The sequence below is a fragment of the Pseudozobellia sp. WGM2 genome (assembly GCF_017810075.1).
GTDB lineage: Bacteria > Bacteroidota > Bacteroidia > Flavobacteriales > Flavobacteriaceae > JADNYK01.
This window is the reverse complement of sequence record NZ_JADNYK010000009.1, coordinates 1-13,665: the sequence shown is the minus strand read 5'-3', so window position 1 is coordinate 13,665 and position 13,665 is coordinate 1. Positions and strand designations below refer to the sequence as shown.

Below are 13,665 nucleotides of genomic sequence, written 5' to 3'. Positions count from 1 at the left end.
TTTTTGTTTTCTTTATTTAGGTGTGCAATCCGCATTCACGGTTGTCAAGCACCTTGGTCGGATCAAAATATTTATGTTCGTTGGGTAAATTGTGCTCGTTTAAATAAGCATCTAATTCTGCATCGCTGTAATTATAGAACGGACTCACCTTTAAGACTCCGTCTTTACTCAAACTCAACACATCAAGCGAATCGCGCAACGCGGTCTGCCCTTTTCTAAGGTTGGTAAACCACACATCTGGTTTGTGCGTAGACATAGCTCTTCTAAACGGTTCTAATTTCACCTGTTCGGTAAATTCGGCATGCTTGGGATCATCAATTTGAGGAATACCCATAACCGCATCTCTATGCGAACTGGTCTGAAGCGGTACATACAAATCTACATTCAAACTCAATCTTTCGATGAGCTCTTCGGCATGTTTATACGTATTCGGTGTATTATAACCGGTATCGCACCAAACCACGGGAATATCATTTTTCACTTCGGTCACGGCATGTAGTATAGCCACTTCGTAAGGTCTAAAATTGGTAGTAACCACCGCATTTTTGGCGTTATCAATGGCCCATGAAATGATTTCCGAAGGCTGAGCCCCTTCAAATTTTTTGTTTAACTCTTGTACTGATTCTTCTGAAAAATCCATATTCAAATTCTTTTACCTACCCCAAGTTATTTTGTTCCATACCCGTTCGTGAACGAAGTATAGAAACATTTTGGTTACAAAATCTATCGAAGCGATAGATGCCGCTATAGCCACTTCACCGGTTAACAAATAAGAAATCAACAATGTATCTAGTGTGCCGATTACCCTCCAGCTCACCGCTTTTGCGACGCTACGAATAGGTTTTTCCGATTTTTTGTCTTCCGAAAATTTCTTTTTGGAAGCGTTCTTATCTAATATCAATTGATCAACTATCATGGTTTTTTCTAAAATCTATTACCCTATTGATTTAATAGAGTAAACAAATGTAGGCTATTTTTATTGTGTTGGACGGCAGAAATCAAAAAAAATTACGATTACCCTATAGATTTAGTAGATTATTAACAAATAACAGGTTTTATTGGTGATATTTCAACACTGGTGAAGATATTAAAAGACCTATTTAAAAAAATGAAGCTATCAAATAATCAGGTCGGCAAGGGTATTGTTACGATACACCTCTAAGTTGGCATCCCTTACTTTGAGCATCAATTTGTTTACAGAGCAAGTGGCTTCATCAGGACAATCAGCACACTTTTCGTAGAAATTCAAACTCACACAAGGTACCATGGCAATAGGCCCCTCTAAAATACGCATGACGTCGGTCATCAGAATTTCTTGAGGCTCTTTTATTAAGTAGTAGCCCCCACCCTTTCCTTTTTTAGAACCTAAAAAACCACTCTTTCGAAGCGACAATAATATGCTCTCTAAAAACTTCTGGGAAATGTTCTCGCATTTTGCAATTTCAGAAATTTGAACCGGTAACTTCTCCTTTTGTGAAGCTAAATATGTTAAGGCCTTTAGGCCATATTTGGTCTTTTTAGACAGCATAAAGCGAAGATACATAATTTTAAAAAAGAGAGATTTTGATTACGACACCGAAAATTGTGATTCGCAATACCCCCAATCCCTAAAATCATTCCCTAAACACTTCTAACCTAACGCTTGTTTAATATCCTCAATAATATCGTCGATATGTTCCAAGCCTACGGAAACTCTAACGGTACCATCGGTAATACCGGTATCGGCACGTTCTTCGGTCGACAACTTACTGTGGGTAGTAGATGCCGGATGAGTTACAATACTTCTCGAATCACCTAAATTAGCCGATAAAGACAGTAATTTGATGGAGTTAAAGAATTTCTGGCCAGCTTCCAATCCGCCCTTGACTTCAAATGCAACAACACAGCCACCGGCTTTCATTTGTTTCTTGGCAACTTCATATTTCGGATGTGATTTAAGAAAGGGATACCTGACCCAATTTACTTTGTCGTGTGCTTCTAGAAACTCTGCCAGTTTGAGCGCGTTATCACAGTGCCGGTCGACACGAACAGCTAAAGTTTCTAAACTTTTTGAAAGCACCCAAGCATTGAAAGGTGATAGTGCAGGGCCCGTAATACGGGAAAAACGATACACCTTATCTATAAGTTCTTTATTACCCACGGTAATACCTGCCAATACCCGACCTTGACCGTCCATCAACTTGGTGCCCGAGTGAATGACCAGGTCGGCTCCGAATTTTATCGGTTGTTGTAAATAGGGCGAAGCAAAACAATTATCAATTACTAGAATTAAATTATGTTTCTTGGCAATCTTTCCCAAAACTTCCAAATCCAATACATCTACACCAGGGTTGGTCGGGGTTTCCGCATATAAAATTTTAGTTTTAGGAGTAATCAATTCTTCTATAGATTCAAGCTCGTTACTCTTAAAATAAGAGTGGTCGATATTCCATTTCGGAAAAAAATTATTGAACAACGAGTGCGTAGAACCGAAAATACTTCTCGACGAGATGATATGGTCACCACTATCTAACAAAGCGGCCAAAGTCGAAAATACGGCTGCCATACCCGATGCAAAGGCAAAACCGTTCTCGGCACCCTCCATCTGACAAACCTTCTCTATGAATTCAGATGAATTGGGATTGGAATAGCGGGAATATACATTTCGCTCTTTCTCTTCGGCGAACGACGCACGCATGTCTTCGGCATCTTCAAAAACAAAACTAGAGGTTACGTACATGGGTACGGAATGCTCTAGATTTTCAGACCGATTTAATTGTGTTCTAATAGCGTTCGTTTCAAATTTCTTGCTCATTGTTTTCTTTCCTTATTAATGACCGTAATGGTCATTTCTTTTTCAAAATAATCTACTGTATGTAGACCGATATCTCTTCTCTCTATTCTAAATTATCCTTTTTCGGCAATCCTTAAAATATCACCGAATACCCCTCGCGCGGTAACCGCGGCACCGGCCCCGGCACCCTGAATCACTAACGGATTTTTACCGTAAGATTCCGTATAAATTTCAATTATCGAGTCAGAACCTTTTACTTGACCCAAAGCACTTTCTTTGGGCACCGATACTAACTTTACTTCAAGAATACCTTTCTCTTTTTGCAAATCGCCATGCAGATCACCCACATAACGCAACACATGGTTAGGTTTCTGATTCTTTTTGACTTCGCTGAACTTGGCATCTAAAATATCGAGACTACCCAAGAAATCATCGACCGTACCTGTTCTTAATTCCTCAGGTATTAAGTTGTCTATACTAATGTCTGAAAACTCATTACTCAAATCGAGCTCTCTCGCCAGAATCAATAGTTTTCTCCCCACATCATTGCCCGAAAGATCTTCACGGGCGTCAGGTTCTGTAAAACCTTTCTTCATCGCATCTTTCAAAATGGCAGAAAATGGTTTATCTACCTCTGAAAAAGTGTTAAAAATATAACTCAACGACCCAGAAAAAACGCCCTTTATTTGGGTTATGTTTTCCCCAGACAAATGCAACAATTTAATAGTATCGATTAAGGGCAGACCGGCACCTACATTGGTTTCGTATAAATATTGCTTTTGATGTTTGGCCAATTCTTCACGAAGTAATTGATAGAAATCGAAGCCCAAGGTATTGGCTATTTTGTTTGACGAGACCAGATCGAAGCCATTCTCCACAAAATCAAAATATTTGGCCACAAAATCTTCGTTCGCCGTATTATCGATGGCAATAAGATTTTCTAAGTGATGCTCTTTGGCGTAGGTCACAACATCATTATAGGTATAGGCCACTCCACGATCTTCAATAGCCGTTTTCCAATTCTTGGGCACTCCTTTCTTTTCTAAAAGAAGCTTTTTTGAATTGGCCACAGCGAATACATTCAAATCAATACCCTTACGTTTTTCTATGGTCTTTTTAGAACGTAGTATTTGTCCGATTAAAGTACCACCCACATTTCCATGTCCGAAAATCGCCAAATTGACTTTTTTACTGATGCCGAAAATTTGCCCGTGCATTACATTCAACGCCTTGTGCAAGTCCGTTTTTCTCACGACCAAACTCACATTCTTACCAGACACCGTGTTATTGAACAGCAAAGGAACTATCTGATTCTTTATAAGCGCATTAAAAGGTCGGTGAAAGGTACTCAGATCTTGGCCCACAACAGATATAACCGAAACCTCATCTTGAACAGTGATCATGTTGATATCCCTAGACTCATAATCACCTGCAAATTCAGCATCTAAGGCCTTTTTCGCTTTGAAAGCTTTTTCAGAATCTACCACCAAACCAATACCACGTTCAGAAGAACCTTGAGAAATGATGCTTACACTAATATTATTTTGTTCTAAGGTTCTAAAAATTCTGGCGTCTATACCTACTTTACCCAATAAGCCCCTACCCTCTAAATTTATTAGGGAAACATTTTCTATTACCGACAGCGACTTGATACCTCCTTTGGCCGTCTTGGCACTGATCAAGGTGCCCTCGTTATCGTGATTGAACGTATTCAAAATACGCAGGGGAATATTCTTTTCGATTAACGGAATTATGGTCTTTGCATGGAGAATGGTTGCACCAAAATTCGCCAACTCGTTCGCTTCGCCGTAAGACAGACTTTCAATACGTTTTGCATCGGGAACCAAATCAGGATTGGCCGTATAAATACCGTCTACATGCGTATAGTTTTGAAGCTCATCGGCATTCAGGAAATTCGCGAACAACGCAGCCGAGTAATTGCTGCCATTTCTACCTAGTGTCGTGGTTTCACCATTCTCATCAGAAGCTATAAACCCAGTAATAACGGGCACTATACTCATATCTAAGTTTGCGAAACGCTTAATTACATTTTCTTTGGATTGTGCTTCATCAACCGAGGCATCGCCAAAGTTCGAATCGGTCTTGAGCAAGGTTCTAGAATCTAAGAACTCGGCGGAAACACCTCTACCAATAAGAAGCTTGCTTACCAATTTGGCCGAAATAAGTTCGCCAAAAGACAGTGCCTGATCTTTTATTTTCGGACTATAATCACCCAATAAGGAAACCCCCTCCAACAATTTGGCCAGTTCTTTAAACTCTGCGGAAAGGTTAACATTCTTAAAGGTATGTCTCTGAGACTTCTCAAAAGCTTCAAAATCTTTGTAATAATTTTTTCCCGAAGCGGCCTTGTCAAGTAATTCTTCCAATTGATCGGTAGCCTTGCCCCGTGCCGAAAGAATAACGGCTATGTTTTCACCGGCATTGACCTTATCGGTTACAATATCTAACACCCTACCCAGACCTTCACCATTGGCCAGAGATTTACCGCCAAACTTGAGAACCTTCAGACGTTTAGATTTTCCATTTTCACTAAAAATAGGGCGCAGCAATTGCTCCATTTGATCGAACTCGATCAAAAAGGCATCGTGACCATGTAACGAATGTACTTCGCCATAGGTAACATTACTCTGTGCCTGTGCCAATTGCTTGAACGTATCTTTATTTTCTTTGGCCGTAAAGAACAAATCAGAATCGACCCCAACTATGTGAATATTGGTATTGCTGTTCTGAAGATCAATGAAATTCTGATCCCCGTCGCGCATAATATCAATCGTCTTCAAGAGCTGGTTCATCAGTTTGTAGGCCGATAACTGAAACCGTTCCTGTAATTTTTCCCCATGGTGCATCAACCAACTTTCTACATTAAAAACTTGCAGCTCTTCATTGGTGCTTCGCTTAAAACGTTCCTTGAACGATTCAGGGGTTCGGTAGCACAACATCGCATGCATACGCGCATCATGAACCGGTTGTTTCGAATTGACCAAGAACTGCTCTTGAATCTGACAGTTGGCAATTAACCAGTCGGTCGACTTCCAATCCGAAGCCACGGGAATAAGATGCTCGGTAATATTAGGATCCAGGGCTGTCATTTCCCAAGCGATCCCGCCACCTAAAGAACCTCCGATTATGGCGAACAGCTTTTGAACTTGCAGCTGTTCCAATCCCCAGAGAAAAATTCGGGCCATATCACCCGCCACAAAATCTTTATAGTTTTCGATAACAAATTTGTCATGACCGTTACCGGGAATATTGAAAGACAAAATGGTATACTTCTTCGTATCGATACATTTTCCCTCGCCAATAATCGCAGACCACCAACCGCCGTCACCCGTCACATTCGAATTGCCCGTAAGGGCATGGTTGACCAAGACAATAGGCGCACTATGCAGTTCTTGCCCGAACAATTGATAAGAAAGCTCAATATCTTGAGATACGTTGCTCAGGGTAGTATAATTCTTTAACTTAAGGTGATGAAGCATAGGTTTTATAATTAGGTCCGGCCTTAGATATCGACCGGACCTTATTTGCATTTACTTTTGTTCTACTAAATTATAATGAAGCAAAGGCGTTCTCTAAATCGGCTTTCAGGTCTGCGATATCTTCCAAACCTACCGAAAGGCGAATTAAATCTTGGGTTACGCCCGCACCTGCTTGCTGTTCTTCGTTCAACTGTTGGTGAGTAGTACTCGCCGGGTGAATGATCAATGACTTGGTATCACCGATATTGGCCAACAATGAGAATACCTTGGTCGCATCGGTTAGCTTTTTCGCGGCTTCGAACCCACCTTTCACTCCAAAAGTTACGAGACCACTTTGCCCCTTAGGTAGATATTGTTTCGCCAAATCATTATACTTGCTACTCTTTAACCCTGGGTAATTTACCCAAGCCACCTCGTCTCTACCTTCTAACCAGGTAGCCAGCTCCAAGGCGTTGGCACTGTGTTGCTGAATACGAACATTCAGTGTCTCCAAACCTTGAATGATTTGAAAAGCGTTGAACGGACTCAAAGCCCCACCGAAGTCACGCAATCCTTCTAAAATCAATTTAAAAGTATAAGAAGCTGCACCCAATGCTTCGTGGTAGACCAAACCGTGGTAACCCGCAGAAGGTTCGGTAAATTCAGGAAACTTGCCATTGGCCCAGTTAAAAGTTCCGGCATCGATAATCGCCCCGCCAAGAGAGGTACCTTGCCCCCCGATATATTTAGTCAGGGAATGAATGACAATATTAGCCCCATATTCGATAGGGTTCAACAAAGCCGGAGTTGCCACGGTATTATCAACGATAAAAGGTACTTCGGCCGTTTTCGCTTGCTCCCCTATCGCTTTAAGGTCAAGAACATCTAATTTCGGATTGCCCAAAGATTCAACAAAAAATGCCCTGGTATTGTCTTGAACCGCCTTCCCGAAATTTTCCGGATCGGTAGCATCTACAAACGTAGTCGTAATGCCCAAACGAGGCAGGGTCACATTCAATAAGTTGAAAGTACCGCCATAAAGACTGCTAGAAGCCACAATATGATCCCCCGCTTTCAACAAGGTCATTAAACCTGTTGAAATGGCAGCAGCACCCGAAGAGAAAACCACAGCACCAATACCGCCCTCTAACGCCGCTAATCTCTTTTGAAGAATTTCGTTGGTAGGGTTGTTCAATCGTGTATAGATAAAGCCAAGCTCGGCCAAAGAAAAAAGATTGGCAGCGTGGTCGGTATCGTTAAATACGTACGACGAAGTTTGATAAATAGGCACGGCCCTTGTGCCTGCTGTTTCAGAAGGTTCATGGCCAGCATGCAATGCATTGGTTGAAAATTTGTGATCACTCATGGTAACTGATTTTTTAAGTGTTTATAAATACATTAAAAAATACAAACGCCAGACTGTCGACTAAGCAGTATGGTTCTATCAAAAAGTTATAAGAAAGCGAAAATTACGGGAAGTAATCTGTTGCGTTATCTGCCCCAATAATCATTGGGATAGAACGTAGCACCTTCTCTACCCTACTAAAATGGAACGGGTAAAGGGTTGCCAAGGCTTCAAAGGGTCTATTCCCTCCACCTTTCTTGATAACAATTCAATATGTGTTTGAACTTTTGGAAAAACAAATATATATACGGAAAAATTAAATTCCCCTAAATTTCATAAAAATTTATAATTTGAACGCTTTTTTCACCTCATCTACTCGATCTAATTTCTCCCAAGTAAAGAGTTCCACTTCTTTTTCGATTCTTCCGTTGTAGGGCGATTCGAAAACTTTTTTTACCACTTGCGGGGTTTTACCCATATGCCCGTAAGCCGCTGATTCTAAATAAATCGGGTTACGAAGTTTTAGGCGATCTTCAATTGCAAAAGGTCGCATATCGAACAACTGGCGCACCTGTGCCGCTATTTCGCCATCGGTCAAATCTACTTTGGCGGTGCCGTAAGTTTCAATAAATATCGATGTGGGTTCGACCACCCCTATCGCATAACTAACCTGCACCAAAACCTCATCGGCAACCCCTGCTGCCACCAAATTCTTGGCTATGTGACGGGCAGCGTAGGCCGCACTACGATCAACCTTACTCGGGTCTTTACCACTGAAGGCACCACCACCGTGGGCTCCTTTTCCTCCGTAAGTATCTACAATAATTTTTCTTCCGGTCAAGCCGGTATCGCCGTGAGGACCGCCTATTACGAATTTTCCGGTCGGGTTAATGTGGTACTTTATATCATCATCGAACAATGCCTGGATCTTCTCGGGCAATTGCGCCTTCACTTGAGGTATCAAGATTTCGATTATATCTTTTTTGATCTTGGCCAACATTCGGGCATCATCGGCATCAAAGGCATCATGCTGTGTAGAAACTACTATGGTATCTATACGAACGGGTACATTATCATCAGAATATTCAATAGTTACCTGAGCTTTGGCATCTGGTCTTAGATAGGTTATCTCCGAAGCTTGTCTACGTATATCGGCCAAAGTCTGTAGCATTTTATGTGAAATATCCAATGCCAGGGGCATGTAGTTTTCAGTCTCGTTTGTGGCATAACCGAACATCATGCCTTGATCCCCCGCACCTTGCTCTTCTTTCTTGCCCCGGTCGACACCTTGGTTGATTTCTTGCGATTGTTCATGAATCAGAGAAATGACCCCACAAGAATCTCCACTAAACTGGTATTCGCCTTTGGTATACCCTATTTTGTTGATTACTTCTCTGGCAATATGCTGAACATCGAGATAGGTATCGCTCTTTACCTCACCGGCAAGTACTACCTGACCCGTGGTCACTAATGTTTCACAAGCTACTTTACTTTCTGGGTCGAAAGCCAGAAAATGATCCAGCAGGGCATCGCTAATTTGGTCCGCTACTTTATCGGGGTGCCCCTCGCTAACTGATTCTGATGTAAAAAGGTATGACATGTACTTCTTTATTTATGAGGATTTGACAAATAGCCCTAAAGAAGTATAACGTGGAAGAAATCCAACATCAACTGCTTTAGCATTTTTTTAGTGTTAATGTCACCTATATGTTGACAGCACTAGAGGTTGCAATCAGTCAAATCCTTCCTCTTAATTATTAAGGCACAAAAGTAAAGATTTAAGGTAGAAATAAAAATTTTCGAACAAAAGGAAGTATTAAAATTATCATAAGTATTTATGTATAATATTTTTTACACGAACGGAATCCTTTGTATCTTGTACTTTCGTATCTAGTACACAGAAATCACAACCATTAAATTTTATACACCCTATGCACATTGCAGTTGCCGGGAACATCGGTGCCGGAAAAACTACGTTAACTAGGTTATTGGCAAAACATTACAAGTGGGAAGCCAATTTTGAAGATGTAGTAGACAACCCTTATCTAGATGATTTTTACAATCAGATGGAGCGTTGGAGCTTTAACCTTCAAATCTACTTTTTAAACCATCGTTACCGTCAAATACTTCAAATTAGAGAGAGCGGCAAGAATACGATCCAAGATAGAACCATCTACGAAGATGCCTATATTTTCGCCCCTAACCTTCATGCCATGGGGCTTATGACCAATAGAGATTTCAGCAATTATGAAAGTCTTTTTGAGCTGATGGAGAGTTTGGTACAACCGCCCGACCTCTTGATTTATTTACGCAGTTCGATACCTAATCTGGTCAATCAAATACATAAACGCGGCCGTGATTATGAGAACAGTATTTCAATAGATTATTTAAGCAGGCTCAATGAACGCTACGAAGCTTGGATCCATGGTTACCAAAAAGGCAACTTGCTCGTAATTAATGTCGATGACCTTGATTTCGTAGATAAACCCGAAGATTTAGGCTCGATCATCAATCGAATAGACGCGCAGATCAACGGGCTGTTCTAACACTTTTTTTTCATATTATTTTATAAGAAAGCAAATTAGATAAAGTCATTTTCTCTGGCGTGCTCTATAGCCTGTTCGCTGCTTTCGACAAAAAGCACGGGGGTTGTACTGTAATCTTTATACACCCCCTTTACCCGTTCCATTCTTTTTTTGTGCGCTACGCTTCTGAGGTAAATCGCCAAAATATTGTCAGGGTAAAGTTCTGCGATTTCTTTATAGATATCGGCATCGTGCTCACCACTATCACCGATCAATATAAATTTCAGCTTGGGGTAGGTTTTTAAGATATTGAATATCTCTTTCTGCTTTTGCGGTTTTTCGTCAGGTGCCTTTTTCTTGCCGAAGAAGGGAAAGCTCCTCAGCAGAATAGGCCCTTTTGGAAAGTTGTTCTTCTGTAAGAACATTTCAAGATACCGGTACATGTTCCAGGGGCTATGGCTCACGTAAAATATGGGGTTTGCTTCATCTTGCGATTTGCCTTGGTGAAGCAGCTTATAAAATTCGGCCGCCCCTGCCAAGGGGGTTCGCTTATCTACCGTTTTGAAAACGGTATTGAAAATCACTTTCCATTTTAACGAAGAAACGACCCCCGTATGTAAAATGGTATCATCGATATCACTGATGACCCCGAATTTTGCTTTAGAAGAAGGTATGAGCATTTCTCCAGGAAACCTGTTATCATGCAGAATACCCCGCTTGAGATTGGTATCGTTAAAAGATATTTCAAATTTCAGCCACCCTTCACTGTTGGTCAGTCGACATAGATCTTCGAGATCGGCCTTTATTTTATAGTAGCCCGAGCTATCGGTTTCACCCTGGATCGTTCTACCGTCTGAAAAGGTAATCGAGACCGGAGTATTTCGCACTTCATCGGTCTCGAATCTTTTATAGGTATTCCATATTAAATTGAAAACCCCTTTTTGCGCCAGGTCGATCTCTTCGTCTTCAAGGGCGCGCCCCCTGGCATAGAAATGAACATCGGTACCATAACCTTGAAATGCTATAATCTGTAATTTATCTTTCTTGCCGAACCAACCCATAGATTTAAAAATCGTGTCTTTATACTCAAAATATATAACCTCGCAAATATCGCAATTTTAGCCATACGCAGGTGCTGTATTACAAGCAATGCTTACGCCGTTCAAGACCGCTAAAGGCATACCCCTTCATTTTCCTTTTTAAGCTTTTTCCTCTAAAGAAGGTATCTCTATCTCTACGCGCAAGCATTGAAGACCGTTTCCCTCATCGAAAAGGCGTGTTTACTCATTCTTCATTTTTAATGCGCGTTCGTAACCCTAGATTTGGCACAGTCGATAACCCTTAAATTTTTAGATATGAAACCCAAGAAAAACCCAAGACTAGACCTCAATAGAAATCGAGGAATTTATTTTTTATTAGGATTGCTTTTCGTACTGGCACTCACCCTTATGGCCTTTGAGTGGAAAACCTATGACGACGATCATGGCTATATAATTTCTATGAATGTGGAAGATGAGCTCATTGAAGATGTACCGATAACCATGCAAGTAAAAACACCCCCTCCACCGCCACCTGTACAAGCCCCACCGGTAATCGAAATTATGGAAGATGAAGATGAGCGTATCGAAAGTGAAATCATCTCTACTGAAACAGACCAAGAAGAAGAAATATTGGAAGTTAATGATATAGAAACCGAAGAATTGGACGAGCCCGAAGAAATACCTTTCATCTTAATTGAAAATGTTCCAGTATTTCCCGGTTGTGAAGGTGAAGAGACCGAAGAAGGCAAGCGGGCATGTTTTCAAAAAATGATGAACAAGCACATCAACAAAAATTTCAGGTACCCCGAGGTCGCCCAAGAAATGGGAATCGAAGGTAGGGTCAGTGTAATGTTCGTGATACAGAAAGACGGAAGTATCGGTAGTGTTCAATTACGTGGCCCAGACCAATCGCTCGAAGCAGAGGCACGCCGTATTATCGAAAAGCTGCCTCGAATGACACCCGGCAAACAGCGTAACACTGCCGTTCGGGTGCCCTTTAGTATACATATCAATTTTAGGTTGCAATAAGCAAGAGGTTAGAGGAGACTAGATTTCTCATATTTACTAGAGGATGTACGATGTCGAAAAACCGTATTGCCGTACTCTAATTCGATAAGAATAGACGAACAAAACAGCTAAGCATGGAGAAAACTTCAATGGTACTACTGGCTATAGCCTTTTTTTGGAGCTATTACATTTTTGTATGGAAACTTTCTCATGGTCGTTATAAAAGAGAGTTTGGTGAGAAAAGAAGAAAAATCTGGGGCAAAAAACTATCTATTGGGCAGATGTCATTGGTATTAGTACGGTAGTTACTTCTTGATATTATATTTTTTAAATAGCTGCCCATCGGCAGCTATTTTTGTTGCTATCGATACTAGAGGTATTTATCGCTGAAGTTGTGGCTTAGATTTTTTGGTATATTTAAATGACCAACAGCTCTTTTACGACACGTTGTGTTCAAAAAGTAGCATGGAGTAAAAAATAACTTAGGCAATTTGTATATCAAAAGTTAGAATGATATATAAATTACCCAAGTATAGAAAACATAATAGACTAAATAATAGACACTTAAATAATACAGAGTTGTATATATTTACGTGTTGTGGTGCATTTTGAACCCCTGAATAAATGATACATCGTTCAATTTTATGGATAATACACTTTACGATTGGAGCATTAATATCTTAAGAAAGCTAAATCAAGATTGGAGTTCTGTACCTGAGCCAATTCTGTCTGGTTACACGATTTTTTATTCTCCAATAAAATTCAAACCCACTATTCTGATAATAGGAGATAATCCTGGCGGAACTGAATCAATTAGACAAAAGGAACTGCCTGCTGAACACGAATATTTTAAATATGACTATCACTTAGCTAGGATTATGCGAAACAAAATATTTAAAGGAGAAAGGTTAAATGCACTTTTAAAGAATTCCGTAAAAACGAATAGAATATTCTTTAAAACGAAAAACTTGGATGAATTTAACAAATTGGTTGACTCGAAGAATATGGAAGCTTATTGTTTTAATATTTTAGATGAGATTATATTCAAACTTCAACCAAAGTTAATTTTTGCGGAATCACTAGGGACTTTCAGAAAATTATCAAGTAAAGAAACGGTTTTACTAAAAAAAGAATCAGGTAAATCACTATTAGTTCAAGGAATACATAATGATATAACAGTTTTAGGTATTAATCACCCGTCAAGAGCCTCTTATCATAAAATCGACGACAATGATTGGAACAAAGTGAATGATAAATTGAATGAAATATTATAAAAAACGACACCACAACACGGGCTATAATTCATTGTGGTATTTCTACCGTTAAACATTAATTTTCACTTTTAATTAGCTAGATTTCAGACGGACATTTCCCGTTGGAAAAGTCCACAACGAAATCATAGGTACTGTGTCAAAAAACAAGTTTTTTCCTTGAAATTTCAGGAAACAGGTTGAGCGATCAATTTGTTATCCCGCGCAGCAAGGGCTTTATGCTT

At 40.2% G+C, this 13,665-nt stretch carries 12 protein-coding genes and 1 riboswitch; of the genes, 4 read left to right on the top strand and 8 right to left on the bottom strand.

Annotated elements, in window-relative coordinates:
* Positions 1-16 precede the first annotated feature (16 nt).
* The 7 genes from IV512_RS17270 to metK all read right to left on the bottom strand — a co-directional run bounded on the left by IV512_RS17270 (position 17) and on the right by metK (position 9,197).
* Complete coding sequence (locus IV512_RS17270; protein ID WP_209405642.1) at positions 17-640, bottom strand: phosphoadenosine phosphosulfate reductase family protein; 624 nt, start codon at positions 638-640, stop codon at positions 17-19.
* Between the two features lie 12 nt (positions 641-652).
* Entirely contained in the window at positions 653-916 is a 264-nt protein-coding gene (locus IV512_RS17265; RefSeq protein WP_209405640.1) for a DUF2061 domain-containing protein, read from the bottom strand.
* Positions 917-1,117: 201 nt separating this feature from the next.
* The gene (locus IV512_RS17260; protein ID WP_209405638.1) at positions 1,118-1,528 is read right to left on the bottom strand and encodes an Rrf2 family transcriptional regulator; all 411 of its coding nucleotides are present in this window, start codon (positions 1,526-1,528) and stop codon (positions 1,118-1,120) included.
* Between the two features lie 102 nt (positions 1,529-1,630).
* The gene (locus IV512_RS17255; RefSeq protein WP_209405636.1) at positions 1,631-2,794 is read right to left on the bottom strand and encodes a PLP-dependent aspartate aminotransferase family protein; all 1,164 of its coding nucleotides are present in this window, start codon (positions 2,792-2,794) and stop codon (positions 1,631-1,633) included.
* 92 nt (positions 2,795-2,886) lie between these two features.
* Positions 2,887-6,273, bottom strand: a complete 3,387-nt coding sequence (gene thrA, locus IV512_RS17250; protein ID WP_209405634.1) for a bifunctional aspartate kinase/homoserine dehydrogenase I — start codon at positions 6,271-6,273, stop codon at positions 2,887-2,889.
* Between the two features lie 70 nt (positions 6,274-6,343).
* Positions 6,344-7,618 carry an O-acetylhomoserine aminocarboxypropyltransferase/cysteine synthase family protein gene (locus IV512_RS17245; protein ID WP_209405632.1) on the bottom strand — a complete coding sequence of 425 codons (1,275 nt, stop codon included), beginning with the start codon at positions 7,616-7,618 and terminating at the stop codon, positions 6,344-6,346.
* Positions 7,619-7,740: 122 nt separating this feature from the next.
* A riboswitch (SAM riboswitch) is annotated at positions 7,741-7,864 on the bottom strand.
* 76 nt (positions 7,865-7,940) lie between these two features.
* Positions 7,941-9,197, bottom strand: coding sequence for a methionine adenosyltransferase (metK, locus tag IV512_RS17240; RefSeq protein ID WP_209405630.1), 1,257 nt, complete (start codon positions 9,195-9,197; stop codon positions 7,941-7,943).
* A 331-nt stretch (positions 9,198-9,528) separates the two neighbouring features.
* Between metK and IV512_RS17235 the strand changes: the two genes are divergently transcribed.
* Entirely contained in the window at positions 9,529-10,143 is a 615-nt protein-coding gene (locus tag IV512_RS17235; RefSeq protein ID WP_209405628.1) for a deoxynucleoside kinase, read from the top strand.
* A gap of 35 nt (positions 10,144-10,178) precedes the next feature.
* Here IV512_RS17235 and IV512_RS17230 read toward each other — a convergent pair whose 3' ends face one another.
* Complete coding sequence (locus tag IV512_RS17230) at positions 10,179-11,183, bottom strand: App1 family protein (RefSeq protein WP_209405626.1); 1,005 nt, start codon at positions 11,181-11,183, stop codon at positions 10,179-10,181.
* 294 nt (positions 11,184-11,477) lie between these two features.
* Here IV512_RS17230 and IV512_RS17225 point away from each other — a divergent pair, with 294 nt between their 5' ends.
* From IV512_RS17225 to IV512_RS17215, 3 genes are all read left to right on the top strand, one after another.
* Positions 11,478-12,191, top strand: coding sequence for an energy transducer TonB (locus tag IV512_RS17225; protein ID WP_209405624.1), 714 nt, complete (start codon positions 11,478-11,480; stop codon positions 12,189-12,191).
* Between the two features lie 113 nt (positions 12,192-12,304).
* On the top strand, positions 12,305-12,475 hold the full coding sequence (locus IV512_RS17220) for a hypothetical protein (RefSeq protein WP_209405622.1): 171 nt from the start codon (positions 12,305-12,307) through the stop codon (positions 12,473-12,475).
* 339 nt (positions 12,476-12,814) lie between these two features.
* Entirely contained in the window at positions 12,815-13,444 is a 630-nt protein-coding gene (locus IV512_RS17215) for a hypothetical protein (protein WP_209405620.1), read from the top strand.
* Positions 13,445-13,665: the final 221 nt, after the last annotated feature.